This is a genomic window from Bradyrhizobium ivorense, from assembly GCF_900696085.1.
Classification (GTDB): domain Bacteria; phylum Pseudomonadota; class Alphaproteobacteria; order Rhizobiales; family Xanthobacteraceae; genus Bradyrhizobium; species Bradyrhizobium ivorense.
The window spans coordinates 357,639-381,719 of the sequence record NZ_CAADFC020000028.1; the positions used below are offsets into that span (position 1 = coordinate 357,639).

General features: G+C 66.0%; 25 protein-coding genes. 12 read left to right on the plus strand and 13 right to left on the minus strand.

Annotated features, from left to right (window positions below):
• Nucleotides 1-24: 24 nt before the first annotated feature.
• Genes CI41S_RS32860 through CI41S_RS32900 form a run of 9 tightly spaced genes read right to left on the minus strand, consistent with a single transcriptional unit; the run spans nucleotide 25 to nucleotide 7,501 of the window.
• Nucleotides 25-945, minus strand: coding sequence for a glycoside hydrolase family protein (locus tag CI41S_RS32860; RefSeq protein WP_139863218.1), 921 nt, complete (start codon nucleotides 943-945; stop codon nucleotides 25-27).
• Between the two features lie 12 nt (nucleotides 946-957).
• Nucleotides 958-1,662 carry an acetyltransferase gene (locus CI41S_RS32865; protein WP_139863219.1) on the minus strand — a complete coding sequence of 235 codons (705 nt, stop codon included), beginning with the start codon at nucleotides 1,660-1,662 and terminating at the stop codon, nucleotides 958-960.
• A 17-nt stretch (nucleotides 1,663-1,679) separates the two neighbouring features.
• Nucleotides 1,680-2,393 carry a class I SAM-dependent methyltransferase gene (locus tag CI41S_RS32870; RefSeq protein WP_139863220.1) on the minus strand — a complete coding sequence of 238 codons (714 nt, stop codon included), beginning with the start codon at nucleotides 2,391-2,393 and terminating at the stop codon, nucleotides 1,680-1,682.
• Nucleotides 2,394-2,401: 8 nt separating this feature from the next.
• On the minus strand, nucleotides 2,402-3,316 hold the full coding sequence (locus CI41S_RS32875) for a methionyl-tRNA formyltransferase (protein WP_139863221.1): 915 nt from the start codon (nucleotides 3,314-3,316) through the stop codon (nucleotides 2,402-2,404).
• A 2-nt stretch (nucleotides 3,317-3,318) separates the two neighbouring features.
• Nucleotides 3,319-4,092: a TylF/MycF/NovP-related O-methyltransferase gene (locus tag CI41S_RS32880; RefSeq protein WP_139863222.1), complete on the minus strand. Its 774-nt coding sequence runs from the start codon at nucleotides 4,090-4,092 to the stop codon at nucleotides 3,319-3,321.
• Entirely contained in the window at nucleotides 4,089-5,015 is a 927-nt protein-coding gene (locus tag CI41S_RS32885; RefSeq protein WP_139863223.1) for a glycosyltransferase family 2 protein, read from the minus strand. Before CI41S_RS32885 ends, CI41S_RS32880 begins: the two co-directional genes overlap by 4 nt.
• 3 nt (nucleotides 5,016-5,018) lie before the next feature.
• On the minus strand, nucleotides 5,019-6,542 hold the full coding sequence (locus CI41S_RS32890) for an amino acid adenylation domain-containing protein (RefSeq protein WP_139863224.1): 1,524 nt from the start codon (nucleotides 6,540-6,542) through the stop codon (nucleotides 5,019-5,021).
• On the minus strand, nucleotides 6,542-7,273 hold the full coding sequence (locus CI41S_RS32895; RefSeq protein ID WP_172628279.1) for an SDR family NAD(P)-dependent oxidoreductase: 732 nt from the start codon (nucleotides 7,271-7,273) through the stop codon (nucleotides 6,542-6,544). Before CI41S_RS32895 ends, CI41S_RS32890 begins: the two co-directional genes overlap by 1 nt.
• A 6-nt stretch (nucleotides 7,274-7,279) precedes the next feature.
• Complete coding sequence (locus CI41S_RS32900) at nucleotides 7,280-7,501, minus strand: acyl carrier protein (protein WP_139485059.1); 222 nt, start codon at nucleotides 7,499-7,501, stop codon at nucleotides 7,280-7,282.
• Between the two features lie 381 nt (nucleotides 7,502-7,882).
• On the opposite strand from CI41S_RS32900, the gene CI41S_RS32905 reads away from it, so the two are divergent.
• Nucleotides 7,883-8,845, plus strand: a complete 963-nt coding sequence (locus CI41S_RS32905) for a right-handed parallel beta-helix repeat-containing protein (protein WP_139485060.1) — start codon at nucleotides 7,883-7,885, stop codon at nucleotides 8,843-8,845.
• A gap of 119 nt (nucleotides 8,846-8,964) precedes the next feature.
• Here the strand turns inward: CI41S_RS32905 and CI41S_RS32910 are convergent, their stop codons facing one another.
• Nucleotides 8,965-9,660 carry a WbqC family protein gene (locus CI41S_RS32910; protein ID WP_139485061.1) on the minus strand — a complete coding sequence of 232 codons (696 nt, stop codon included), beginning with the start codon at nucleotides 9,658-9,660 and terminating at the stop codon, nucleotides 8,965-8,967.
• A gap of 188 nt (nucleotides 9,661-9,848) precedes the next feature.
• Between CI41S_RS32910 and CI41S_RS32915 the strand changes: the two genes are divergently transcribed.
• Entirely contained in the window at nucleotides 9,849-10,766 is a 918-nt protein-coding gene (locus CI41S_RS32915; protein WP_139485062.1) for a class I SAM-dependent methyltransferase, read from the plus strand.
• Between the two features lie 934 nt (nucleotides 10,767-11,700).
• A complete protein-coding gene (locus CI41S_RS32920; RefSeq protein ID WP_244622393.1) occupies nucleotides 11,701-12,282 on the plus strand; it encodes a tetratricopeptide repeat protein in 582 nt (193 codons plus the stop codon).
• Between the two features lie 75 nt (nucleotides 12,283-12,357).
• Here the strand turns inward: CI41S_RS32920 and CI41S_RS32925 are convergent, their stop codons facing one another.
• The 3 genes from CI41S_RS32925 to gspD all read right to left on the minus strand — a co-directional run bounded on the left by CI41S_RS32925 (nucleotide 12,358) and on the right by gspD (nucleotide 16,240).
• Nucleotides 12,358-13,113, minus strand: coding sequence for a hypothetical protein (locus CI41S_RS32925; RefSeq protein ID WP_139863226.1), 756 nt, complete (start codon nucleotides 13,111-13,113; stop codon nucleotides 12,358-12,360).
• A gap of 65 nt (nucleotides 13,114-13,178) precedes the next feature.
• On the minus strand, nucleotides 13,179-13,751 hold the full coding sequence (locus CI41S_RS32930) for a prepilin peptidase (RefSeq protein WP_244626757.1): 573 nt from the start codon (nucleotides 13,749-13,751) through the stop codon (nucleotides 13,179-13,181).
• Between the two features lie 176 nt (nucleotides 13,752-13,927).
• Complete coding sequence (gene gspD / locus CI41S_RS32940; protein WP_244622395.1) at nucleotides 13,928-16,240, minus strand: type II secretion system secretin GspD; 2,313 nt, start codon at nucleotides 16,238-16,240, stop codon at nucleotides 13,928-13,930.
• A gap of 220 nt (nucleotides 16,241-16,460) precedes the next feature.
• Between gspD and CI41S_RS32945 the strand changes: the two genes are divergently transcribed.
• From CI41S_RS32945 to gspM, 9 genes are read left to right on the plus strand one after another with little or no spacing between them, the layout of a single operon-like run.
• Complete coding sequence (locus CI41S_RS32945) at nucleotides 16,461-18,149, plus strand: GspE/PulE family protein (protein WP_139863228.1); 1,689 nt, start codon at nucleotides 16,461-16,463, stop codon at nucleotides 18,147-18,149.
• A gap of 4 nt (nucleotides 18,150-18,153) precedes the next feature.
• On the plus strand, nucleotides 18,154-19,365 hold the full coding sequence (locus CI41S_RS32950; protein WP_139863229.1) for a type II secretion system F family protein: 1,212 nt from the start codon (nucleotides 18,154-18,156) through the stop codon (nucleotides 19,363-19,365).
• Nucleotides 19,366-19,376: 11 nt separating this feature from the next.
• Nucleotides 19,377-19,826, plus strand: coding sequence for a type II secretion system major pseudopilin GspG (gene gspG, locus CI41S_RS32955; protein ID WP_139485070.1), 450 nt, complete (start codon nucleotides 19,377-19,379; stop codon nucleotides 19,824-19,826).
• Nucleotides 19,789-20,289: a prepilin-type N-terminal cleavage/methylation domain-containing protein gene (locus CI41S_RS32960; RefSeq protein WP_244626758.1), complete on the plus strand. Its 501-nt coding sequence runs from the start codon at nucleotides 19,789-19,791 to the stop codon at nucleotides 20,287-20,289. The genes gspG and CI41S_RS32960 overlap by 38 nt, the downstream gene beginning before the upstream one ends.
• Before the next feature lie 19 nt (nucleotides 20,290-20,308).
• Complete coding sequence (locus CI41S_RS32965) at nucleotides 20,309-20,758, plus strand: prepilin-type N-terminal cleavage/methylation domain-containing protein (protein WP_430650054.1); 450 nt, start codon at nucleotides 20,309-20,311, stop codon at nucleotides 20,756-20,758.
• The gene (locus CI41S_RS32970; RefSeq protein WP_139863231.1) at nucleotides 20,755-21,465 is read left to right on the plus strand and encodes a prepilin-type N-terminal cleavage/methylation domain-containing protein; all 711 of its coding nucleotides are present in this window, start codon (nucleotides 20,755-20,757) and stop codon (nucleotides 21,463-21,465) included. Before CI41S_RS32965 ends, CI41S_RS32970 begins: the two co-directional genes overlap by 4 nt.
• Nucleotides 21,465-22,391 (plus strand): type II secretion system minor pseudopilin, encoded by a 927-nt coding sequence (locus tag CI41S_RS32975; RefSeq protein ID WP_139863232.1) that lies wholly within the window; start codon nucleotides 21,465-21,467, stop codon nucleotides 22,389-22,391. Before CI41S_RS32970 ends, CI41S_RS32975 begins: the two co-directional genes overlap by 1 nt.
• A complete protein-coding gene (locus tag CI41S_RS32980; RefSeq protein ID WP_139485075.1) occupies nucleotides 22,388-23,449 on the plus strand; it encodes a PilN domain-containing protein in 1,062 nt (353 codons plus the stop codon). The genes CI41S_RS32975 and CI41S_RS32980 overlap by 4 nt, the downstream gene beginning before the upstream one ends.
• Entirely contained in the window at nucleotides 23,446-24,012 is a 567-nt protein-coding gene (gene gspM / locus CI41S_RS32985; protein WP_139863233.1) for a type II secretion system protein GspM, read from the plus strand. The genes CI41S_RS32980 and gspM overlap by 4 nt, the downstream gene beginning before the upstream one ends.
• Nucleotides 24,013-24,081: the final 69 nt, after the last annotated feature.

Here is a 24,081-nt window from a genome sequence, read left to right on the forward strand (position 1 = left end):
AGAAATTGGGCCGCTTGGCGTCGATCAGCGCCAGCGCGCGGCGCCAAAGCCGTCCTTGCCGTAGGCGTTGCCATTGTAGAGCAGAAAATCGCCGCCGGCTGTCTCGAGCCGGCTGCCGTAGCAGACCATTTCGGAATCCCATCCGCTGGCGGCGACTTCGATCAGGGGCGATGTATCGCGCTCCCAGGACAGCCCGTCGCCGGAGGTCGCGCTGTAGATGCGATAGGTCTCGCCCAGCCGGCGCGCGGAATAGATCATGCGATAGCCGCCATCGGCCTTCATCACCACCGGCCGCGCGATGGCGTGCTCGTTCTCGAGATAGGGCAGACACAGCCGGTCGTCGGTTTGCCAGCTGATGCCGTCGACGCTCACCGCGTGCTTGATCGAGTAGTAATGGGTCGGCGCCTCGCCCTCGGTCGCCCCCGGCACCCACTCGGTCCCCGAAATATACCACATGCGCAATCGGCCATCCTCCTCGATGACCCAGGGCGCGCCGGTCAGAAACGGGTCATGATGGTTGCGCCCAAGCACCGGCGCCTCGGAGACCTTCTCGAATGTCTTGCCGCCGTCGCGGGATTCGGCCGCCCCGATGAAGAACGTGAACGGCACCGCGCGCGCCAGCGTCCAGCCCGTGTAATACATGAGGAGCCGTCCCCGATGCGTCACGATGCTCCCCGGCATCGCGCCGCAATCATCAAACGCGCCCAGCCTGCCGAGCGTGAGCGAGGGCGCGGTCGCCGCCTCCTTCACGACCAGCCCGGAATTTTCCAGCTCGACGTCGGCCCAGGCGCCCTGCGAACGGTTCTTGTCGTCTCGCGCGGCGAAGTGCACGCGATAGCGCGTCGCCGAGAGCTGCTGCACGAACGGGTTCTGGCAATGCGAGCGATGCCAGGCCGCGCCGGTCGGGCCGTAGACGAGTCCCAGTCGTTCGAAATGTTCGGGCATGAATGTCCTGTCTTAGTGATGGTCCTTGAGCAGGCGCACGAAGCGCAGGCTGTCCAGTCCCGCGGCCGGAGTTGCTTCGACGATATGGACGGCGCGTTCCGCGGTATCCTGCGTGATCAGCGCGTTGGCGCCGATGAACGATTGCCGGCCAACATGGACGCTATTCGAGATGTTGCAGTTGCTGCCGAGGTAGGCATATTCGCCGATCGTGACGTCGCCATTGAGCACGACATGCGCCGCTAGGAAGGCGTGATCGCCGACACGGCTGCGGTCGCCGATCTGGCAGCCGCTCCATATCACGACGTTGTTGCCGATGACGGCATCGAAGTTCACCGATTGATTTTCGAGGATGAAGCAATTCTCTCCGATCTCGCAATGACCGGCGAGCCTGTTCGAGCCGTGAACATAGGTGATGAAGCGATATCCCATTGCTTTCAGCAGCTGGTATTTCTCCGTGCGCACCAGGTTCATGCGCGCCGAGCCGAGCGGGACGAAGGCCAGGAATTCGTCGGGCGAAAAGCGCGCGAGGGCTTCATCGACCGGCGCCACCGGACGGCCGTTGAATTCGCCTGCGCCAAGGAACTCGCGATCGACGATGTAGCCGGCGACCTCGTGCGGCGTGTCCCACTCGAAGTAGCGTCTGGCGGTATCGGCGCCACGGCCGGTCCCGAAGATCACGATGCGGCGCGGCCGGTCTTCACCCAAATATAACGCCATGTTCAGAGGTCCCGCGATCAGACGGCCTTTCGGCAGGCCACCGTCCAGACATGCTCCTCGATACCCCAGAAATCGTTGCGACACGAGCCGATTTCGAAGTGCGTAAAGGCCGGCCGCAGCGCCGCCTCGATCTCGGCTTCGTTGTCGAACTTCTTTAGAACGTATCCGTTCCGCAAACCATAGGGGTCGTCGGCGATCTCCATGTGGCCATCGCCGAGATCCTTGGCTCCGCGCAACACGTAGGTCGTTCCGATCGGAGCCGAAAATATCAGGGAGCCGCCGCCGCGCATCACGCGGGCGATCTCGCTGACATTGTCGGAAAAGCGCGTGCCGGGATCGATGTAGTAGCAGGCGTGGCAGGCCAGCACGACGTCGAAATGGCCGTCGGGATAGGGCAGCGCATGATTGCGTCCGACCTCGAGCGTGGCGCTGATGCCGAGATTCTGCATCCGCGCTGCGGTGAGGTCGCAGATCTCCTGCGAAATCTCGGTCCCGTGGATCTCCATGCCGAGATTATGCAGCAGCGGCATGTTGCGGCCGTCGCCGCAGCCGAGATCGAGCACGCGCTTTCCCCGGTAGCTCGCCGCATCGGTCTTGTGCCGCGGATAGTTGCCGAGGAAGGCGCGGACGACGAATTCCACCGGATAGACATGCACCGGATTGCGCTTCTGGTAGAAGGCGCCGTAGGTGCCGTCGATGGCGGCGGGAGTATTGTTCGGTTGATCAGCCATGGGGGACGTCAGAACCGGTTGCCGAGCCGGATGTGCAGGGCGATATCGTCGGGTCGCAGCAACGGAAACATGTCGTAGTCCTCGATCAGAAGGCAGCCATCGACGCAGGAGACGACGAACTTCATGTCGTCGAACACCTTGCAGATCGTGCCGGATCCCTGGGCGCGGTATCCCTCGAGTTCGATGAAGGACGCCTTGTTGATGGTCACGCACTTGTTCAGAAGGAAGCAATAGGCCGGGAAATAGGGTTTGGCGTGGACCCGGATCTGGTTGCGGATTTCCGAGCGCGGCTGGTGCCAGTCGATGCGGTATTGCGGCGCGATCTTGTTGTAATAGGAACCGCCGGCAGGCTGCTTTCTCGCCGTCAGCTGCCCGCGCAGCAGCTGATCGAAATTGTCGATCAGCAGGTCGGCGCACAGCTTCATCGATCGGCGGTAGAGCTCATGTCCGGTTTCATCGGGACCGATCGGATAGGTCCTCTGCATCAGGATGTCGCCGGTGTCGATGCCCTCGTCCATGTAATGCAGGGTGACGCCGATCTCCGTCTCATTGTTGAGAATGCACCACGGCGTCGGAAACGTGCCGCGATACTGCGGCAGCAGGCCGGGATGCACGTTGATGCAGCCAAGCGGTGGGATCCTGAGCAACCGCCGCGGGAAGATCCGGGGATAGTAGGCGCAGACGATCAGGTCCGGCGCCATCGCTTCGACCTCGGTCAGAAACGCATTGTCGATCACCTTCGGTGTCAATGTCCGCACGCCCTTCTCGAGACACAGATCGAGCGTCGCGCGATAGCCGTAGATCTCGTCGCGCTGGGTGCGTTGGGTGACCACCACGAGGTCGATATCGGCTCGCGCGTGCAGGTACGAGAACACATCGTTGCCGATGTCCTGCGAGGTGAACAGCAGTACCTTCGTCGTCATGACTATTCCTTGATGAAATAGCCGCCCGGCCTGATTGAGTATGACAGCTTGCGAACGCGGGGCAGGGGCTGCCCGATTTCCTTGAAATAGTGCTCGAAGGCCGCGGTCTCGCCGAGCCAGGGCGGCGTGCCGTAGCCGTTCATCGCAACCACGCCGCCGGGAGCCAGCAGCGGATAGAGCGCGCGAAATCCGGCCAGCGTCGGCTTGTACAGGTTGACGTCGAGGAAGATCATCGACAGCCGCGTGCCCTGATTGCCCGCGGCAAATGCCGGGACGGTCTGCAGGATGTCGCCGGAAATCACACGGCAGCGCTCGACGCCCGGCAGCAGATTGTCCTGATTGGTCAGCTTCACCATGCGATCGAGATAGCCGTCGGGGACCTGCTTGCGGCCGACCACGCTCTCGATCCAGGGGCGGGGATCGCCGTCTTCGGGCGCAAAATCCTGGTAGCCTCCGCCGCTTTCGAAGCCAAACACCTTGCGGGAGCGGTCACCCGGGAAGAACGTCTCGAGCAGCTTGGACCAGGTGAACAGGCCGGCGCCGAGGAAGACGCCGAGCTCCGCGATCGAGCCGGGGATGTCCTGGATCATCCGGAACAGATCGTAATCGGCCAGCAGGCGGGTCATCTCGCGCCGGCGCACGAAAGCCGGATAATTGATCAGGGTCTCGGCGAGCGAGATCTGCCCGTCGTCGAGGATGCTCTTGAGCTCCGCCCAATGCTGCTCTTCCCTGGATTGGTAGGCCGCGCGCGCGGGATCGATCTTCTCGGTGGTCATGGTGCAGCTCGCTGATGAACCCGTCGGACGATGACATAGGGACGATTTTTGGTCTCGACGAAGATCCGCGACACGTAGATGCCGATGACGCCGAGACAGAACACGATGATGCCGCCCATCAGCCAGATCGAGACGATCAGGGAGGCCCAGCCGGCGGAGGTGTTGCGGATCAACTTTTCCAGAATGACGACGATGCCAAGAGCAAACGACGTCAGCGCGGTCGCCATGCCGAACATGACCATCAGGTTCAGCGGCACCGTGCTGAACGACGTGATGCCGTTGATCAGCGTACCGAGGCGCAGGCGCGGCGAGTAGGTCGTCGTGCCGCTGCGGTGCCCCTTGATGATCGCGGCTCCGATCTGCCGGAATCCGGTGATGACCCAGAGGCCGCCGATCACGGTATTGCTCTCGCGGTGCAGTCGCAGGGCATCGACGTATTCCCGCCGCATCAGGCGGACCGTGCACTGGTTGCGCGGGATGTCGATCGAATAGAGCTTGCTGATCCAGTACCAGGCGATCCGGCCGCCGGCACTCTCGAACGCATCGCCCTTGCGTTGTTCCTGAAATCCGTAGACCACGTCGCAGTCGGTCGCAGTCATCTTGTCGAGGAAGCTTCCAAGCAGCGCCGGATCCTCCTCGAGATCGCTGTCGATCAGGAAGCACAGCGCACCCTGCGCGTGGTCGAGCCCGGCCATCAGCGCCTTGTGGTGGCCGAAATTGCGCGACAGCTCGACCACGCGAACATGCGGATCGGCATCGGCGATCGCACAGGCGAGCTGCAGCGAGTTGTCGGGCGAGCCGTCATCGACCATGACGATCTCGTAGTCGTCGGTGACCCGGCGCGCCGCCTCGGTCGCGCGGCGATGGAATTCCTCGACATAGGCGCTTGACCTGTACAGTGTGGTCACGATCGAGAGCTTCATCGCTTAGGCCATTTGCTCGAGAAACGCGCGCACGGCCTTGCGATCGACCTTGCCGTTGGCGTTGCGCGGCAGCTCGTCGAGCTGGATCGTCGTCGCCGGGCACATATAGGCCGGCAGCGTCTCGCGGCAGCGGTCCCGCACCTCGGTTGACTGGACGACGCGATCGGCAACGTAGGCGACAGCGATCTCGTCGCCGTCAGCGCCGCCCACCACCACCGCGATTGCGCGCCTGACGCCTGCGAGGCTCTGCACCGCGAGATCGATCTCCTCGAGCTCGATTCGATGGCCGCGGATCTTGACCTGATTGTCGACCCGGCCGTGAAACCACAGCGCGCCGTTCGCGTCTTCCCGGACCCGATCGCCGGAGCGGTAGAAGATCGCGCGATAGCGATCCTGCCGCGGGTCCTGGCGAAACCGCGCCGCGGTCTCGTCCGGATTGCCGTAATAGCCAAGGCCCACGCAGGGGCCGCCGATCCACAATTCGCCGGGCTCGCCCCGCGGCACCGGCCGCTGCTGGTCGTCGAGGATCGCGTGCGTGAAGTCCGGGTGCATGCCGCCGAGCGGCGGAAACTCGCTGTCCGGCGCGCCGAGCATGTCCGGCGTAACCTCGATGCTCGAGCAGATGCAGCTCGTCTCGGTCGGACCGTAGACGTTGATCAGCCTGGCTCGTCCGGCGAAGCGGCCATGGAATTCGCGCAGCTTGCCGATTGGATAGCCCTCGCCGCCGAACTGGAATGTACGAATGTCGGGCAGCGATTGCGGGGTCAGGAGGCCGAGCTGGTCGAGGATCAGGAACAGCGTGGGCACCGCGAACATCACGCTGGCTCCGCCGGCACGGATGATCTTCACCCAGCGTGCGGGATTGGCGATCTCGGAGGTTTCGACCGGAACCAGCGCGGCGCCGTTGAACAGGCCGCAGTAGATGTCGAACACCGAATTGTCGAAGTGCAGCGGGTTGATGCTGGTGAAGCGCTCGCGCGGCGAGGCCGGCACCATGCCTCTTGCCCATTCGATCAGGCTAAGCACGCCCTGGTGCGGAATCACCACGCCCTTCGGCTCGCCGGTCGAGCCGGACGTGAACATGATGTAGGCCGGATCGGTGCCGGCGACCGGTGCATGGACGGCGACGCGCCCGCGCTCGGAGAGCCAGGCCTCGTCGCTGCCGTCGGACAAGGTCAGCTTCGCACCGAACGGATTGTCGGTGCCCGACATCGAGACCAGCAGCTTGGGACCAAGCCGCGCCACGATGCGTTGGGTGCGCTCCGCCGGATTCTTCGGATCGATGAACACGTAGGGCGCGCCAAGCCGCAGGCAGGCGAGCAGGAGTGCGTAGGTGAAGCGGCGCTTGGGAAGCTGCAGCGCCACCACGTCGCCCTTGGCCACGCCATGAGAGGCCAGAATTGTCGAACCGTGCTCCGCGAGCCGCTTCAGATCGCCGAAGCTGCAGATGGTCTCGCCGAGGACGAGCGCGGGCGCGGCGGGGGCGGAATCCGCGATCTTTGCGAAGGCGGTCCAAAGGTCGGTCATCAGAGGCGCAAGCCTCCGTCCAGCTTCACGATCGTGCCGTTGGCGAACGTGTTGCTCGCGAAAAACTCGATCGCATTGATGACGTCCTCGCGTTGCCCGAGGCGTCCGATCGGCGTCTTCTTGACGTAGCCCTGCAGGCGCTCCTCGGCGACGGCCTCCCGCGTGGTGGCGACATCGATGAAGCCGAGTGCCAGCGCATTGACGCGCACGCCGAGCGGACCGAGCTCGATCGCCATCGTCCGGGTCAGTCCTTCGATGCCTGCCTTGGCGGCGCTGTAGGCGGCCTGACCCGGGTTTCCCTCGCTTGCGATCGAGGAGAAATTGACGATGGCGCCGCCGCCGCGGCGGACCATCCGCGCTGCGACCTGGGTAGCGACCACGAACGGCGCGGTCAGGTTGGCTTCGATGACGTCGCGCCAGGATTTCAGGTCATGGGTGTGAAGCCGCGCGCCTTTCAGCGCGAGCGTGGGCTCGTTCCAGATCAAACCCACGGCGTTGACCAGCAGCGCGATCGATGCGCTTGCGGGGATCGCTTCGGCAAGCGCCTGCCGCACCTCGGCTTCGTCGGCGAGATCGAGGGTTCGCTGGACCGCTTGCGGCGGCGGAGCTTCCGCATCGAAGTGCCGGTCAAGCGCCAGAACGGGACCCTTGGCGGCGAAATGCGACACAAGCGCACGCCCCAGCGCGCCGCCTGCGCCGGAGATGACAATCCAGCTGTCATTCGCCGCCATCATGATTCACGAGGCCTTCAATATCCGATCGACGTCGCCAACCGATTGTAACCGCTCGATGTCGTCTTCCGAGAGCTCCCTGCCGACGATCTCTTCCAGGCGCAGTACGAGCCGGACGCCTTTCAGCGAATCCCATCCATCGAGCTCGGCAAGCGGCACGTCGTGGCTTGCAACGGAAACGCTGCTTCGGAGGACTTCGGCCAACAGCTCTATCGCTTGCATCGTCATCTCTGGGAACTCGTAGATTCGTCTTGGTTCTGCAGTATCTTAACGGGGGCGGAAACGGCGCCGCGGAGCCCCTTCATAGGCGAATGGGTTTGAGTGTGCAAACAGTGTGAAAATTGCGGAATTTTCTTTTCAGCTGAGCGCGAGATTCGCGTTGAACCAGCGTCGTAGTTGCGGGACAAATGTCCGTGTGCAGTTCCTTGTCTTTCTAGCAGAGGTTGCTTGGGCTCAGCCTGTGTTTGAAAGTTGGTCCGGTTCGCTGACAGGCCACAATCTCGGGAGGCGGTTGCGGCGCTTGTCCATTTCTGAAATATGACCCCCGGTTCCGGGGTTCGATGCTGTGCCAGGTAATTTCCTGGAGAGACGAATACTGCAATCATTTCAGTGGGCTGGAACGAAATTCCGGTCATTTTACAGGAGGGTTCAATAATGCGCCGTCGTTTGTCTCTACTGGCACTAGCTATCGGAATGTTCCTGCCGTTCCTGGCATCGGCCCCGGCTCACGCGCAAGCGAACCGCACGTGGGTGTCGGGTGTGGGGGATGACGTCAATCCGTGCAGCCGCACGGCGCCCTGCAAGACGTTTGCCGGCGCGATCTCCAAGACGGCTGCATTCGGCGAGATCAACTGCCTTGATCCCGGCGGATTTGGCGCGGTGACGATCACCAAGTCCATCACGCTGAACTGTGCCGGTACGCTGGGCTCCATCGTGGCCGCCGGTAGCAACGCCATCAACATCAGCGCCGGCGCCACCGACCGGGTCGTCCTCCGCAATCTTCACCTGCAGGGCCTGCGGGGCGTCGCCTCGCCCGGTCTCGTCGGGGTCAAGATCAACACGGCGCAGTCCGTTTCGATCGAAAGCTGCATCATCGAGCAGTTCTCCCAGCAGGGCATCAGCGATGCGCGAACCACCGGCAACACCACGCTGTTCATTCGCGACTCCATCATCAGCTACAATGGCTCGACCGGTATCGGCCTGGGTGCGACGGCTGCGAACCGGGTCTCGATCGAAGGAACCCAGTCGATCGGCAATTCGTTCGGCATAGCAGCCGGAAACAACAACAGCGCGATGGTGACCCGTTCGGTGTTTGCGGGCAACAGCACCGGCGTCGAGACCGACGCGGGCGGCTCGGTCAATCTCGACAACACCTCGATTACGGCAAACACGGTCGGCGTGCAGGCCGGTGGCAATATCCGCCTGTCGAACTCCGACGTTTCGTTCAACACCACGGGCTTCACCGGTGGTGCGGCGATCACCTACGGCAACAACCGGATGCTCGGCAACACCTCGCTCGGAACGTCGCCGACGGCCGCCGGCGCCGCCGTCAGCAACCTCGGCGAGCAATAAGCCTCCTGCTGCATCGCCGGCGACCGGCCGGCGGATCGCCCGACCATCACGACCACAAAATCCCGGGACATCGTCCCGGGATTTTTTTGCAGGCCGCAAACGGCGCGCCGGTTGCCCGCTCATTGCGCTGCCGCCCGCCTGATGAAGCGCGGCGCCTCCGCGCCGGTGTTGAACAGCACATCGAGCACGCTGACCGCATGCTCGAAGCCGCCGTGCAGCTGGGGATATTCGCTGTAGCCCTGGTAGCTCATCCACTCGGTCGCGATCCCCGCGGCCGCGAGCTCGGCTTCATCGAGATAGGCCCGCGCGGCCGGGCCGCTGAGGTAGCGGTCGGCGCCCGCGGCCCGCGCGATGTTGAGCAGCCGCGTGGTCTTGATGCCCTCGGCGGGATAGGCGCTGTCCCTGACGATGCGGGTCGTGAGGCCCAGCAGATCGGCGATGCCGCGCAGGAACAGCTCGTTGACCGCGGTGAGCTTGGTCTCCGCATCGGCGCGCTCGTACCAGGTGCGGATGGCGGGCGCGAATTGATCGAAGAACGGCGCAGGCTTGTAGGCCAGCTCGATCGCGCGCCAGTGCTTTTCCGCCCAGGGCTTTTCGATCTCGACCTCGTCGATCGGCTGTTCGAAGCGTCCCTTGGTCACGACCGGGATGGTGAGCCAGACCAGCCCGTTGGCGGTCTTGATGCGGTTGCGGTTGTGCCAGTGCCGCTTGGTGAATTGCGCGCTGTCGAACACGACGTATTCGTCGCACTGCCCGATCAGGTCGAAAAAGCCTTTCCAGGGGATGTAACAGGATTGGATGATGCTAACGCGCACGTGACTGCTCTTGTCCGGTCGGGATCGATACGGCGTCCGGGTCTGACGCCAGGGACGCGGTGAGGGCGCTGGCCAGGGCAGGGGTGGTTGCTGGCCAGCGGTTTGGTAAGTGTTTATAGTCGCGGCATGCTGAAAGCACGAGATATCGTTGAGCGGCGTGGCCGCGGCCGGCTGGGTGCGCGTCCGACATGAGCTCTCCACAGCGATCGGGACGGCGCTGCCTTGCCTGCAGCGCGGTCGAGGCGGTGGCCGACGATGGGGCGTTGTGGCCGCTCGGATGGCGCTGTTCCGCCTGCGGCGCCGCGGTCGCGCAGGATGGCGGCATTCCGATGTTCGCTCCCAGCCTCGCCGACACCGTCAGCGGCGTCGATCCCAAGGGCTTTGAGCTGCTGGCCAAGGTCGAGGCCGGGCACTTCTGGTTCGTTCCGCGCAGCGAGCTGATCGTCGGCCTTGCCGACAAGTTCTTTCCGCAGGCCCGCAGGTTCATCGAGGTCGGCTGCGGCACCGGCACGGTGCTCGGCGCGCTGGCGCGGTCGCGGCGCTGGGAGCGTCTGGTCGGTTCCGAGCTGCACCCCTCGGGGCTTGCGCATGCGCGGCAGCGCCTGCCCGACGGCGTCGAGTTCGTCCAGATGGACGCGCGGGACATCCCGGCGGCCGGTGTCTTCGATCTCACCGGCGCCTTCGACGTCATCGAGCATATCGCCGACGACGAGGGCGTGCTGCGCGGGATGCGCGCTGCGACGCAGACCGGAGGCGGCATCATCATCGCGGTCCCCCAGCATCCCTGGCTGTGGAGCCGGGCCGACGACGTCGCCTATCACCAGCGGCGCTACCGCCGCGGCGAAGTCGAAACCAAGCTTCGCCGCAACGGTTTTGAGGTGCTGTTCTCGACATCCTACACCTCGTTGCTGTTGCCGCTGATGATCGCAAGCCGCCTCAAGGGCCGCGGCAAGGACAGCAATGACGATGTCGAGCGGGAGTTCACGCTGGACCCGCGGGTCAATGGTCCGTTGACGGCGATCCTGCGCGCCGAGGTCCGCATGACGCTGGCCGGATTGCGCTGGCCCGCCGGTGGCAGCCGCGTCGTGGTCGGGCGGGCGGTGTAGCGCAAGCGGCGCAGCTCTCTCCACGCGTCGTCCTGGCGAAAGCCAGGGCGACATTTGTAGCGCCGCTATTCAACCCGTCATCCTGAGGTGCGAGCTCTTGCGAGCCTCGAAGGGTGCACGGCCACCAGCGGGGCCGATTCATCCTTCGAGGCTCGCCCAGCAGCGCAATTGCGCTGCAAGGCTCGCACCTCAGGATGACGGTGATGGGTTTGAGCGTGCATTCTCATTCTCGCGACATGATTGCCCGAGCTTTGCTGGTCGTTCCGCCCTCTCGCAAAAGACAGAGGGCGCAGGGAATGCCGGGTGCGCGCTGCACCCGCGGTCTCGCGTGCAAGGGTAGAGAAGAGAAGCGCACACGAGCATACAGGTTCAGCGGGAGACACTCCGGCATTCCCTGCGCAATGGTTTTACGGCTTATACGTGCTCACCCCGGCGAGACTGGGCTTTGTTGTCACCGTCACTCGCGAAGACGCTTGCGTCTTGTGAGGAGACACCTGCCACGAGGGCGTCAGGCCTGCACGATTTCACCGTCCGCTTCGGCACGTTCGTCTCGTGCGCCGCAGCGGCCACCGCATCTCACCGCAACACTTGTGACGACTCGCGAAGCGCCCCTCGATCGGATGAGATGGGCGCATCATAGGATAATTTTCCGTTCGTGTAAACAGAATTATTTTGAGCGCGAGGGCTTGACAGGTTTTTGGCTGACTTGCCCGTCGGGTCGGATTGCCGCACCGTCGCGCCCACCTCGTGCAAAGCGCGTGCTGGCGCGTGTACGGACAATGCCCTCGCGCGAGCGCGAGGCGACGTCTATCGACAGGCGGCACGGTTCCTGTCGGCGCGGCGCGGCCATGCGCACATTTCCGACGCGCGCTCTGCTATGGATTCTCCGTTGCCGGCAGAATAGGGTGCTGCGCTGACGGCAAGGCAGGGCGGCATGATGAAGCTGACAGACATCGATCCGAAACTGGATGACACCGTATCCGATACGGTCGCGCGACGCCGTCTGCGACCGCGGCTGCGCCGTCTTGCCGCTGTCATCGGTCTTGCCATTGTCATATTGGCGCTGCCGATCGTGACGCCGGCATCCGCGCAGTCGCTGCGCCAGGGCATCGCGGCGGTCAATCGTCAGGATTATCAGCGGGCGTCGCGGATCTTCATTCCGCTGGCCGAGCGCGGCAACGCGGCCGCGCAGGCCTATCTCGGCTTCCTGTTCGAGACCGGCCGCGGCGTGCCGCAAAACTATACCGAAGCCGCGATGTGGTATCGCCGCGCCGCCGAGCAAGGCGACAGCCTGGCGCAATATTCGCTCGGCCTGCTCTATGACCGCGGGCAGGGCGTGCCGCGCGATATCGTCGAGGCCAGCAAGTGGCTCAATCTTTCGGTCGCCGCCGCGCCGCCGCGGACGCGCGACGCCCGCCAGCGCATCCGCGATGCCGTCACCAGCAAGATGTCGCGCGGCGAGATCGCCGAGGCCCGGCTGCGCGCGCTGGAATGGGCGCCGGTGCGGGAGCATTGAGGCGCGGCACTTTCGCTGACGCGGCCGAAGCAAAAGTCCGCGGCCAGACGTCATGCCGAAGCGCGGAAGGTCCGATCAGAAACCCACGTGTTCGTCCATGTAGAAGGTATTTAGGATGGAGATCCGATTTCGATCGGTCTCGATCGGCGGGCGGCCGTGCCAGCTCATGTTCTTGAGCGAGTGATATGCCTTCAGGACCACAAAGGCATACCCGAGGTTGGGCAGGAACGGAATGGTCTTCACCGGCTCCAGGCAGTATGAACCGACATGCAACAGGCCCTTGAGCGAAGCCTTGTACAGTGTGGTGCCGAGGCTTTCCTGACTGGCATCCGGCGGACAATAGAGCTGCATTGTCACGACTTTTTTCCGCGTGTCGGGATGCGGTTTGATGCGGTAGCCATTGCGGTCGCTGTAGAGCACGGGCTTTGCCACCAGCTTCAATGAACGGGCGTCCGCGACCTTGTCGCCCCGGGCGCGAATCTCGAGCCCGTCGTGAAGCCGCTTCCTGATCGCGTCTTCGATTGCCTTCGAGGTAAGCATCACCGATGCAGCTTCCCAAACGGGGCGAACCGGCTCCTCAACGTGCTTGATATGATCCCCATAGAGCCTGAGCGCCATGCGGGTGCCCGTGCCGGTGATCGGATCGTACCCCTTGGTGGGAACGCTTCTGATGAGGTCCTGATAAAAGCTTTCCGGGAAGAAATTCCGGAAAACAATGTGGGGGAAGGGATCAGGCGAGTAATCAGACGACTCGATGCTGGCAACGGCGTGAGCGATCAGGTCGTCGACCAAACCGGATTGGCGGACCGCGCATTCCACAACGCCTGTCATGCCTGACCTCTCGGTCGGTTCGATGCTGGCAATCCTATGAGGGATGCTGCCGTCTTGCAATCTGGTCAGTACGCACCCTGGTTCAGCAGCGCCTCGGCCAGCCAGCCGAACCAGATCGCCGCCGCCAGGAACAGGCCGAACGGCAGGTACGCGGTCGATCGCAGTTTTCGCCGCCGCAACGCGCCGTGCGCGATATAGGCGGCGAGCGCCGCCAGCGTCGCGGCTTCGATGACGGCGAGCACCGTGACCAGGCTGAGCCAGGCCCCGGCCACCGCAGCCAGCTTGATGTCGCCGAGCCCGAGGCCGTCGCGGCCGCGCCAGGCGCGGTAGCCGGCCATCAGTGCGAGGAAGGGCAGCGCCACCGCGATCCCCCGTGCGGCCGCAATGAGCGCGGCGTACCAGCCGGCGTCCGGAGCCATGGAAGCGGCGCGGAGCAGCGCCAGCGCCGCCGCGGCGCCCACGAGTTCGTTGGGGATGATGTAGCGCTGCGCGTCGGTCGTGGCGATCGCCAGCATCAGTGCGCCCAGCAGCGCGCCCAGCACCCCGTCGAGGCCAGGGGCAGCCATCAGGCTCGCCGCGACCACCGCCAGCAGCAGGATGGCGAGGCAGAGCTGGGGGAGCAGGTCGTATGTCGTCACAACATCACGAACGGTGGTTGGGCTCCCTCTCCCGCTTGTGGGGGAGGGCGGGTGGGGGTTAGCTCCACAAGTCACATCGTGGAGAGAGCCCCCACCCGGCGCTACGCGCCGACCTCCCCCGCAAGCGGGAGAGGTGCAGAGAGACTGTCGCCAAATCGACTTGATCACACTTCGCGCTAGCGCAGAGGCGTTCCGGGCGGGGTCGTCACGACGACGGGATTGCTGGTCCCGACCAAGCGGCTGTTCATCTTGCTGCGCATCTGCTCGGCGATCACATGGGCGTCGACATTGTCCCTGATCAGCGTCGGGCGGATGAACAGGATCAGCTCGGTCCGCTTGCGGTTGTTGGTCTGGTGCGCGAAGGCGTCGCCGACGCCGGGGATCTGGTCGAGCACCGGAATGCCCTGTCGCCCCTTGGTCTCGGTCTCGCTGATCAGGCCGGCGAGCAGCACGGTCTGGCCGGACGTGACCGCGATCGAGCTCTTGACGCGGCGCTGCGAGATGGTCGGCGTCAGGCCGTTGGCGCCGGCGCTGGCGACGCTGGAGATCTCCTGCTCGATATCGAGCACGATGTTGCCATTGGCATTGGCGCGCGGCAGCACGCGCAGGATGATGCCGGTGTTCTTGTAGTCGATGGTGTTGACCACCGTGTTGTTGGCGGTGAGCACCGTCGCGGTGCCGGTCGAAAACGGCACCTGATCGCCGACCTGCAGGGTCGCCGCCTGGTTGTCGAGCACGACCAGCGACGGATTCGACAGCACCTTGACGTCGGTGATGCCGTGCAGCGCGTCGAGGATGACGCGCGGCGAGTTCTCGGCGCCGACCAGGAGATTGAAGCCCGGCAGCACGCGTCCCATCAGGGCACCCGCCGCGGCGTTGACCGCGTTGTTGGGCGGCTCGACCGCGTTGGTCGAGGTGCTCGATCCGTTCGAGAGCGTGTTGACCATCGAGCCTTGCTTGCTCGCGAGGAAGAACTGCACGCCGTAGTTCAGATCGTTGTTCAGCGTGACCTCGGCGATCGTCGCCTCGATCGCGACCTGGCGCTGCGGCCGGTCGATCTGGCGGATGGTCTGCTCGACGATGCGCTGCGATTCCGCATTGGCATAGACCAGCACCGCATTGTTGGTGACGTCGGCGGTGATGCGCACATTGGGCAGGAAGCTCGGGCCGCCGGGCTTGCCACCCGGGCCGGCGGCGCTGCTGGGCGTCTGATCGGCAGCGGGTGCGGTCGCGGGGCGCGCACTCAGCGGGGCGCCGCCCACGCCGGTGACCGGCGTCGATGCGCCGGCGCCCGCGGTCGGCAGCGCGCTGAGCGAGGCGACCGGGTTGCTGAAGGGGGACGATGAGGATGAGGTCGGCGATGAGGACGACAGCGACACCCCCGAGCCCGGCGCGATCTGGTTGGGGCCGTTGTCGAGCAGGTTGGACGAGCCGGTGCCGGGCGCCACCAGCATCTCGTTGAGCATCGCCACCACCACGCGCGAATTGCCGTAGCGCAGCGGATAGGATTTCAGATTGACCGCCTCGGTGTCGGAGCGGTCGAGCCGCGCGATCCAGGTGCCGGCGCGCTTCAGATATTCCGGCTTCTGGCTGACCACGAGGATGGCGTTGAGGCGGTTGATCGCCTGCAGCTTGACGACGTTGCTACTGAGGCCGCCGTCGCCGGTATCCATGATCTTCTCGAGCTCGGCGATCAGCGGCTCGGGCGAGGAGTTGCGCACCGGGAAGATGCCGACCGACTGTCCGCGCATCCAGTCGGCGTCGAAGCTCATGATGGTGTCGACCGCCGCGGCGCGCTCCGAGCCGCTGCCGGTGACGATCAGGGTGTTGCGGCCGTTGTCCGGCCGCAAGGTGGTGGCCTTGACGCCGAATCCGTCGAGCAGCTTGAACATGGTCTGCGCCGAGGTGTAGCGGAGCGGCACCACGCTGATGCCCTGGCCCGCCTCGATGCCGGCACGGTCGATGCTGCCGGGACCGGCTTCGGCCGCGGGCAGCAGGCGGTAGCTGCCGCCGCGGTCGCGCACCAGCGCGACGCCGGACATTTTGAGCGCGTTCTCCAGAACGTAGATCGCGTCCTGCTTTGGCACAGGTCGCACCGAGGCCAGCGTCACGGTGCCCTGCACCCGCGGGTCGATGGTGTAGCCGACCTGCAAAACGTCACCCAGAATGACCTTCGCCACGGTCGCGACCGGCGCGTTCTCGAAATTGAGGTCGTAGCCGTTGCCGCTGCCGTCACGCTCGGCGAGCGCTCCGCCTGCGGGCGTGCCATCGCTGAGATAGATCGCCGGACGCGAGGCGTTCTGCTGGCGCAACCCGCCGGTCTGCGTATCCGTAGTCTGACGGGGCAAGAGGTCGATCGAATTCACTTTCTCGACGATATCCTGCGCGCGAGGATCCTTCGGATTGGTCTCGATCGATTGGTCGGCGGTGACGATGCAGGCGGTCAGCGCGAACGCGGACAAAAATAGAACGAGCGGTCCAGCCAACACTGAACGCAGGCGCGAAAGCGGATGCTCCACTTTGAACAAAAGACGCCTACCAACTAACTACTGTTGAAACTGGAATTACGTCCGAGCCACCTCGGCTCGAACGCTGGTAAATTTGCAATCACAATTATGTTTTTGATGCTAAAAGAGTCAAGCGCCAAGGGCTGGGTTGTGCACGTGCAAGCTGTTGTATTCGGGTAACATTGTGAACGGTAGGACTTCGATGCGCGACCTGTCCGCAGAGACCTTCCGGCAGCATCTCCTCGAGAAATACGCTCTGCCACGACGCGTGCATGCCCGCACCGAACCTGCCGCCAATTCGACCCTGACCCGTCCGCTGCGCGAATTGTGGGAGGCGAGCGATCTGTCCGCCGCCGAGTTCGCCGACGAGGTCTCGGACTATTTCGGCGTGGTGCGGCTCGGCCTGCCGCAGCTGCTGTCGGCGACGCCATGCCTCGACGGCTTCTCGCGGCGCTTCCTGCGCGAGTCCACCGTGTTTCCGTTCCGCGCCCCGAACGGCGGCTATCGTATCGCGGTCGCCGACCCCTCGGACACCGCGGCGATTCGCGCCGCCGAGATCGTGTTCGGCGACATGGTCGAAGTCGCGGTCGCCTCTTACGAGGACATCACGACCGTGCTCGACCAGCGCATCGACGCCGATGGCGCCGGCGCCGAGGACGCGCTCAGGGCCGCGAGTCAGCAATCCGACGACGACATCGAGAGCCTGCGCGATCTCGCCAGCGGCGCGCCGGTGGTGCGGGCGCTCAACGATCTGCTCGAGCGCGCGGTCGAGCTGCGCGCCAGCGACATTCATATCGAGCCGTTCCGCACCGGCCTCGTGGTCCGCCTGCGCGTCGACGGGCTGCTGCGCGCGATCCCCTCGCCATTGGGCGTGCCGCCGCAGGCGCTGATCTCGCGGGTGAAGATTCTGGCCGGCCTCAACATCGCGGAGCGGCGGCTGCCGCAGGACGGCGCCGCGCGGGTTCGCGTCAGCCGCGCCGAGCTCGACGTCCGCGTCGCGACGATGCCGACCCAGGCCGGCGAGAGCGCCGTGATCCGCCTGCTGCCGCGCGACCGCGGTCTTCTTGAGATGAGCAAGCTCGGGCTTGCCGCGCGCGACGAGAGGATCATGTCGCGGCTCTTGACTCTGCCGCACGGCATGATCGTGGTGACCGGGCCGACCGGCAGCGGCAAGACCACGACGCTGGCGACGATGCTCTCGATCCTCAACGAGCCGACCCGCAAGATCCTGACCATCGAGGACCCGGTCGAATACGAGATCCCCGGCATCAACCAGTCGCAGGTCAAGCCGTCGATCGGGCTGACCTTTGCCTCCGCGATGCGCTCCTTCGTCCGCCAGGACCCCGACGTCATCATGGTCGGCGAAATCCGCGACGCCGAGACCGCGCATATCGCGATCCACGCCGCGCTGACCGGCCATCTGGTCCTGACCACGCTGCACACCGAGACCGCGGCCGCGGCGGTGCCGCGGCTGATCGATCTCGGCGTCGAGAGTTTTCTGCTGCGCTCGACGCTGCGCGCGGTGGTGGCGCAGCGGCTCGTGCGCGTGCTGTGCGACCGCTGCAAGGTGTCGCACACGCTGTCCGCCACCGATGTCGCCAACGATCCGCGCTTTGGCATGATCGGCTTTGCCGCCGGCGAGGTGGTGCACGAGGCCGGCGGCTGCGAGCGCTGCGGCGGCACCGGCTATCGCGGCCGCAATGGCGTGTTCGAGATCCTCGAAATGAGCGAGGGCGTGCGCAAGCTGGTCGGGCCGCAGACCGACTCGCATTCGATCGATCAGGCGGCGATGGCCGGCGGCATGACCACGATGCTGGCCGACGCCGTGGAAAAATGCCGGGCCGGTGTCACTACCGTGCCCGAGGTATTCCGCGTCACGACAGTGCGGTGATGGCATGCCGAATTACCGCTACCGCGCGATGAATTCCGAAGGCGAACTGGTCTCGGGCGCGATCGCCGCGCCCGCGCCCGGCGACGTCGCGGCGCGGATCGAGCGGCTCGGCCTCGTGCTGGTCGACAGTGTCACGCTAGAGCACGGCGGCGAGGGGCGCCGCGCCTTCAGCCTGTTCAATACGCCGAAGGCTGAGGACGTCACGATCTTCACCCGCGACCTCGCGCTGCTGCTGCGCGCCGGCGCGCGGATCAATGACGGGCTCGAGCTGCTCGCCGCCGACCGCGATTTCGGCCGGCTGCGGCCGGTGGTCGCCGACATCCGCGCCCGCGTGGTGGCCGGCGAGAGCTTTGCCGAGGCGCTGGCGCGGCACCAGGGCCTGTTTCCGCCGATGTATGTCGCGCTGATCCGGGTCGGCGAGGCCTCCGGCTCGCTCGACCAGGTGCTCGAGGTGCTGGCCGACGAGCGCACTCGCACCGAGGCGCTGAAGCGCCGGCTCGGCGATGCCGTGCGCTATCCGCTGTTCGTGCTCGGCGCGGCGAGCTGCGTGCTGCTGTTCTTTCTCACATTCGTGCTGCCGCAGTTCGCCAGCATCCTGCAGGATTTCGGCGCCAAGGTGGATCCGTTCATCCTCGGCTTCCTCAACCTCTCGACCTTCCTGCGCGCCAACTCCGATACCGTGCTGGCGATCCTCGTCGTGGTGCTGCTGGGCGCCTGGATGCTGCTCAGGCAGGAGCGGGTGCGCCGCGGCCTGATGACCGCGCTGACGCGGTTGCCGGCGATCCGCGAGGTGATGAAATATTATCGCACCGCGCTGTTCTGCCGGAACCTCGGCCTGTTGCTTGGCAGTGGCGTCAATTTGACGACGACGCTGCGCATCCTGGTCGACATGATGGCCTCGATCGGCTCGTCGGCGGTGTGGACCGACGCCACCGACCGGGTCCGGCATGGCGCAAAATTGTCGGACGCGCTGGCCGCCACCGAGGCATTGCCGGCGATGGCGGTGCGCATGCTGCGGCTCGGCGACGAGACCGGCCAGTTGCCGATGCTGGCCGGCCGGGTCGCGGAGTTCTACGAGGCCAAGCTGCAGCGCACGCTGGATCGCGTGGTCGGTATTGCCGGTCCGGCCGCGATCATCGTGATCAGCGTCGTGGTCGGAGGCTTGATTGTGTCTGTCATGACTGCGCTGATGTCGGTCAGCCAGATCGTTAATTGAGGTTGTTCAAGATGAAGATGTTTCAGAGCAGGCCGGCGCGCCGCCGGCGCAGATCCGAAGCGGGCTTCACGCTGGTCGAGATGCTCGTGGTCATCACCATCATCGGCCTGATCATGGCGCTGGTCGGGCCGCGGGTGCTGAACTATCTCGGCGAGTCCAAGTCCAAGGCGGCCAAGATCCAGATCGAGAGCTTCTCCAGCGCGCTCGATCTCTATTATCTCGACCTCGGCCGCTATCCGAGCAGCAATGAGGGGCTGGCCGCGCTGACCCGCAGCAACAACGCGCCGGGCTGGAACGGCCCGTATCTGCGCGGCGGCGTCGTGCCCAACGATCCCTGGGGCCACGGCTACATCTACCGCGCGCCCGGCCAGCGCGCGCCCTATGACATCATCTCGCTCGGATCGGACGGCCAGGAAGGCGGCAGTGGCACGGCAGCTGACATCACCAGCGCCGCGCGCTGAGGCCGCGCAAGGCGAGGCGGGTTTCGCGCTGATCGAGATCCTCTGCGTGCTGGCGATCACCGGCATGCTGGCCGCGATCATCCTGCCGTCGATTCCGCGCGCCACCACGCGGGCGCGGCTGGAGAGCTATGCGGTCGAGACCGCGGCGCTCTTGAAGGCCGACCGCAGCGCCGCGCTGCGCCGGCAGGTCCAGATCACGACGCTGGTCGATGCCGAGGCGCGCGCGATCCGCTCCGGCGCCACCGGCCGCATCGTGCGGCTGCCGAGCGACGTCACCGTCGGCGCGACCTTGGCGACGCGCTGCGCCGACCGCAGCGCCGGGCGCTCGATCGATTTCTTTCCGACCGGTATGTCCTGCGGCGGCGCCATCGCGCTGGCGCGGCCCGGCATGGGATATGAGATCCGCGTCAACTGGCTGACCGGAGGGGTGGATATTGTCGCGCAGAAGCAAAAGCTGCTCTGAGCGAGCCCGTTCGGTTCTGGTGACATCAGAACCGGGCTCGATTGGTTTTTTTGGACGCGTTTTCTTCACGCGAACCGGTGCCCACTTCGCTCGTAAACGCTCTCGGGGTTTTACGCTGATCGAGGCGCTGGTGGCGCTGGCGATCATCGCGGCCGTGCTGGGCGCGATCGGCTCGGTGATCGGCACCACGGTGCGCGGCACCCGCGCGATCGACCAGAAGCTGGCGTTGAGCGGCGCCGCCGAGAGCGTGCTCGCCGCGCTGCCGCCGCGCAACGCGCTGAGGGTCGGACGGCAGAACGGCACGCTCGCCGGCCATCGCTGGCGCATCGACGTCGCGCCGATCAATGCCGCGCCCGACACGCCGCCGAGCCGATTCGTGCCGCTGGCGGTCAACATGCGGATGCAGGGGCCGGGCGGGGCGCAGATCCAGGTCACCACCGTCCGCCTGGTGCCGAAGGTGGCCGAATGAGACGGCAGCGGACACAGCGTAACTCCTGGCGCGACGAGGCCGGCTTCACGCTGCTCGAAGTGCTGCTGGCGACGCTGCTGATGACGGTGATCCTGGCCGGGCTCGCCACCGTCACCGCGCAATGGCTGCCGAACTGGAACCGCGGCATGGCCCATGTGCAGCGCGCCGAGCGGCTGGCGATCGGGCTGGAGCGTGCGCTCGCCGATCTTGCGGTCGCCGAGATGGTGCCGATCAGCGGCGACGCCAAGCGGCCGCTGTTCGAGGGCAATGAGCTTTCCGTCACCTTCGTGCGCACCGCGGTCGGGCCCAGCAGCCGTCCCGGCCTCGAGATCATCCGCCTGATCGAGAAGGCCGACGCCGAGGGGCTCGCGCTGGTGCGCGAGCGCGCGCCGTTCCGCCCGATGCCATCGGATGCGCAGATCCGCTTCGCCGATCAGGTGGTGCTGGTCCGCGCGCCGTACCGCGTCAGCTTCGCCTATGCCGGGCCGGACCAGGTATGGCAGCCGACCTGGAGTGGCCAGACTCAGCTGCCGAGCATGGTCCGCGTCTCCGTGCGCGACGCCACCACCGGGCAGGTGCTGGCGGTCTCGAGCGCCGCGATCGTGTATGTCAACGCGCCGGCGGATTGCGCCCGCGCCAAGAACGCCGTGACCTGCCTCGCCGGGCGCAGCAATCCCGCCGCGGACAAGAAGGAGGAGCAGCTGTGATGGAAGCTGCTCACGATACGGCGCCGCCGCCGCGCGCGCAGCGCGGCTTCATCGTGATCGCGGTGCTGTGGATCCTCGCCTCGCTGGCGGCGCTGGTGCTGATCTATCTGACCTATGTCACCAACACCGCCGTGATCGTCGCCGGCAGCGCCGACCGGGTCCAGGCCGAGGCGATGGTGACCGCCGGCCTCGAGCTGACGGCGCTGCAGCTCTCCGGCGCCAACGAGAACGAGCGGCCGACCAGCGGAACCTTCAACGCCCGGGTCGGTCCCGGCCGGGTGTTCGTGACCTTCCGCTCCGAGGCCGCAAGGGTCGATCTGAACGGCGCGCCGAAGAGCCTGCTGGCCGGCCTGATGATCGGGCTCGGCGTCGGCGCCGACAATGCCGCTTCCTATGCCGACCGCATCCTGGCCTGGCGGGCGCCGACCGAGCTTGGCGACAACGATCCCGAGACCGCATTCTACAAGGCCGCCGGCCTTGCCTATGCGCCGCGCCACGCGCCGTTTCCCGTGCCGGAGGAGCTGTGGCTGGTCAACGGCATCCCCGCGACCGTGATCGAGCGCATGCTGCCCTTCGTCACCGTGTTCAGCAATCTGGCGCAGGTCAATGTGCGCGACGCCGCGCCGCAGGTGCTGGCGGCGCTGCCGAACATGACGCCGCAGACGCTGCAGGCGGTGCTGGCGCAGCGCGCCGATCCGACGGTCGATCCGCGCGTTCTGATCGGCATGACCGGCGGCGAGGGCACCACGCTTGCGGCGTCGAAGGCCTATCGCGTCTCCGTCGAGGCCGAGCTCGGCGACGGCCGGCGGCGCGGCAGCGAGGTGGTGATCCTGCTTCTCGAAAGCGGCGATGAGCCCTATCGTGTATTGTCGTGGCGCAACAATTCCGACGGCAGCACGGCGCCGCAAAGGACCTCTTCGAGATGAGCCTGGTTTCGACCTTCGGTGCGATCCTGAGCGCCTGGACCGGAAGCGTCGCGGGCGCCATCATCGGGTGCATCAACCGCATCGTCTCGCCGCGGGTGGTCCGCCTGGTCGAGGCCGACGACGGCGGCTTTGCCGTCGAGACCACCGCCAAGGCGGACAATCTGCCGTCGCGCATCGCGTTCGCCGACGGTGCGCTGGAGGCGCCCAATCTCGCGCCGCTGTTCCGCGGCAAGCGGGTCGAGATCGTGCTGCAGCCGAAGCGCTTCCTGTTCCGGCCGCTGGAGCTGCCGGCGCGCGCGGCTGACTTCGTCGACGGCATCGTGCGCGCGCAGATCGATCGGCTGACGCCGTGGACCGCGGCCGAGGCGGTGTTCGGCTGCACCGCGCCGGTGGCCGGCAACGGCGACACGATCAGCACCATGATCGCCGCGACCACCCGCAAGGTCGCGACCGGCTACACCCAGGCGGTCGCCGTCTTCCATCCGTCGGCGGTTGCGGTCTGCACCGACGTCGAGGGCCGTGCCGACCGTGTCAAGGTATTCGAGCAGAGCGCGCGCGGCCATCTCGACGCGGTGCGGCTCGGCCGTGCGCTGCAGCTGGTGCTCGGCGCCGCCGCCGTGATCGCGGTGCTCTCGACCGCCGTCTCCACCTATGTCGGCAGCAGCCTCGGCGCGCAGGAGGAGGAGGTGGCGCGGCAGATCTCGGCACGGCGCGCCGCGATCCGCGCCGGTGGCGAGGGCGGCGACCGCTCGCCGCTCGCCGCACTGGAGCGGCGCAAATACGAGACGCCGGCGAGCGTGATCGTGCTGGAAATGCTGAGCCGGGTGCTGCCCGACCACACCTACGTCACCGAGCTGCATCTCGCCGGCAACAAGCTGCAGATCTCCGGCATCACCAGCGACGCGCCGTCGCTGATCCCGCTGATCGAGCAGTCGCGGCACTTCACCCGCGCCACCTTCTACGCGCCGACCACCCGCGCGCCGTCCGATCCCGGCGAGCGCTTCCATATCGAGACGCGGGTCGAGCCGAAGAACACGCTCAGCGCGGGGACGCCATGAGCGCGGCGGGCAACATCATCACGCGCGCGCTGGCGCAGTCGCCGCTGATCGCGGTGGTGCTCTATCTCGCGGTGCTCGGCGGACTGGTCGCCGCAAGCGGGCTCGCGATCGCCGGCATTCTCGATCACCAGCGCGCGCTGGCGCAGACCTCCGACCTGCTCGAGCAGCTGCGCGGGCGCAAGCCGCGCAACCCGGCGGCGCTGTCGGCGGAGCATCCGGGCACGCCGTTCCTGGAGGGGCCGACGGTGACGGTCGCCGGCGCGGCGCTGCTGCAGCGGGTGGCCAGCGCGGTCGGCAATGTCGGCGGCACCGTGCAGTCCTCGCAGGTCGACGTTTTGGGCACGCAGGCCAAGGACGGCTTCGTCGGCCTCGTCGTCAGCTGCGAGATGGAGCAGCCGGCACTGCAAAAGCTGCTGTACGACCTCGAGGTCGGCATGCCCTTCCTGTTCGTCGATCAGCTCGACGTCCAGGTGCCGCAGCTGACCGCGACCGGCGAGGCCGGCGGCTCGGGCCGCATCCGCGTCGTGCTCGGCGTCTCCGGCCAATGGCAGGGCGGCAAGTAGTGTCGTTGCGGTTGCTGGAACGGGGCCCGCTGGATAGGCTGCGACCGATTGATTGCGGCGCGGCCGCAT

Excerpts from the sequence above, each read along its gene's own strand:
- CI41S_RS32860 (WP_139863218.1), bottom strand. The coding sequence starts at position 945 with ATGCCCGAACATTTCGAACGACTGGGACTCGTCTACGGCCCGACCGGC.
- CI41S_RS32865 (WP_139863219.1), bottom strand. The coding sequence starts at position 1,662 with ATGGCGTTATATTTGGGTGAAGACCGGCCGCGCCGCATCGTGATCTTC.
- CI41S_RS32870 (WP_139863220.1), bottom strand. The coding sequence starts at position 2,393 with ATGGCTGATCAACCGAACAATACTCCCGCCGCCATCGACGGCACCTAC.
- CI41S_RS32875 (WP_139863221.1), bottom strand. The coding sequence starts at position 3,316 with ATGACGACGAAGGTACTGCTGTTCACCTCGCAGGACATCGGCAACGAT.
- CI41S_RS32880 (WP_139863222.1), bottom strand. The coding sequence starts at position 4,092 with ATGACCACCGAGAAGATCGATCCCGCGCGCGCGGCCTACCAATCCAGG.
- CI41S_RS32885 (WP_139863223.1), bottom strand. The coding sequence starts at position 5,015 with ATGAAGCTCTCGATCGTGACCACACTGTACAGGTCAAGCGCCTATGTC.
- CI41S_RS32890 (WP_139863224.1), bottom strand. The coding sequence starts at position 6,542 with ATGACCGACCTTTGGACCGCCTTCGCAAAGATCGCGGATTCCGCCCCC.
- CI41S_RS32895 (WP_172628279.1), bottom strand. The coding sequence starts at position 7,273 with ATGGCGGCGAATGACAGCTGGATTGTCATCTCCGGCGCAGGCGGCGCG.
- CI41S_RS32900 (WP_139485059.1), bottom strand. The coding sequence starts at position 7,501 with ATGACGATGCAAGCGATAGAGCTGTTGGCCGAAGTCCTCCGAAGCAGC.
- CI41S_RS32915 (WP_139485062.1), top strand. The coding sequence starts at position 9,849 with ATGAGCTCTCCACAGCGATCGGGACGGCGCTGCCTTGCCTGCAGCGCG.
- CI41S_RS32920 (WP_244622393.1), top strand. The coding sequence starts at position 11,701 with ATGATGAAGCTGACAGACATCGATCCGAAACTGGATGACACCGTATCC.
- CI41S_RS32925 (WP_139863226.1), bottom strand. The coding sequence starts at position 13,113 with ATGACAGGCGTTGTGGAATGCGCGGTCCGCCAATCCGGTTTGGTCGAC.
- CI41S_RS32945 (WP_139863228.1), top strand. The coding sequence starts at position 16,461 with ATGCGCGACCTGTCCGCAGAGACCTTCCGGCAGCATCTCCTCGAGAAA.
- CI41S_RS32950 (WP_139863229.1), top strand. The coding sequence starts at position 18,154 with ATGCCGAATTACCGCTACCGCGCGATGAATTCCGAAGGCGAACTGGTC.
- gspG (WP_139485070.1), top strand. The coding sequence starts at position 19,377 with ATGAAGATGTTTCAGAGCAGGCCGGCGCGCCGCCGGCGCAGATCCGAA.
- CI41S_RS32970 (WP_139863231.1), top strand. The coding sequence starts at position 20,755 with ATGAGACGGCAGCGGACACAGCGTAACTCCTGGCGCGACGAGGCCGGC.
- CI41S_RS32975 (WP_139863232.1), top strand. The coding sequence starts at position 21,465 with ATGGAAGCTGCTCACGATACGGCGCCGCCGCCGCGCGCGCAGCGCGGC.
- CI41S_RS32980 (WP_139485075.1), top strand. The coding sequence starts at position 22,388 with ATGAGCCTGGTTTCGACCTTCGGTGCGATCCTGAGCGCCTGGACCGGA.
- gspM (WP_139863233.1), top strand. The coding sequence starts at position 23,446 with ATGAGCGCGGCGGGCAACATCATCACGCGCGCGCTGGCGCAGTCGCCG.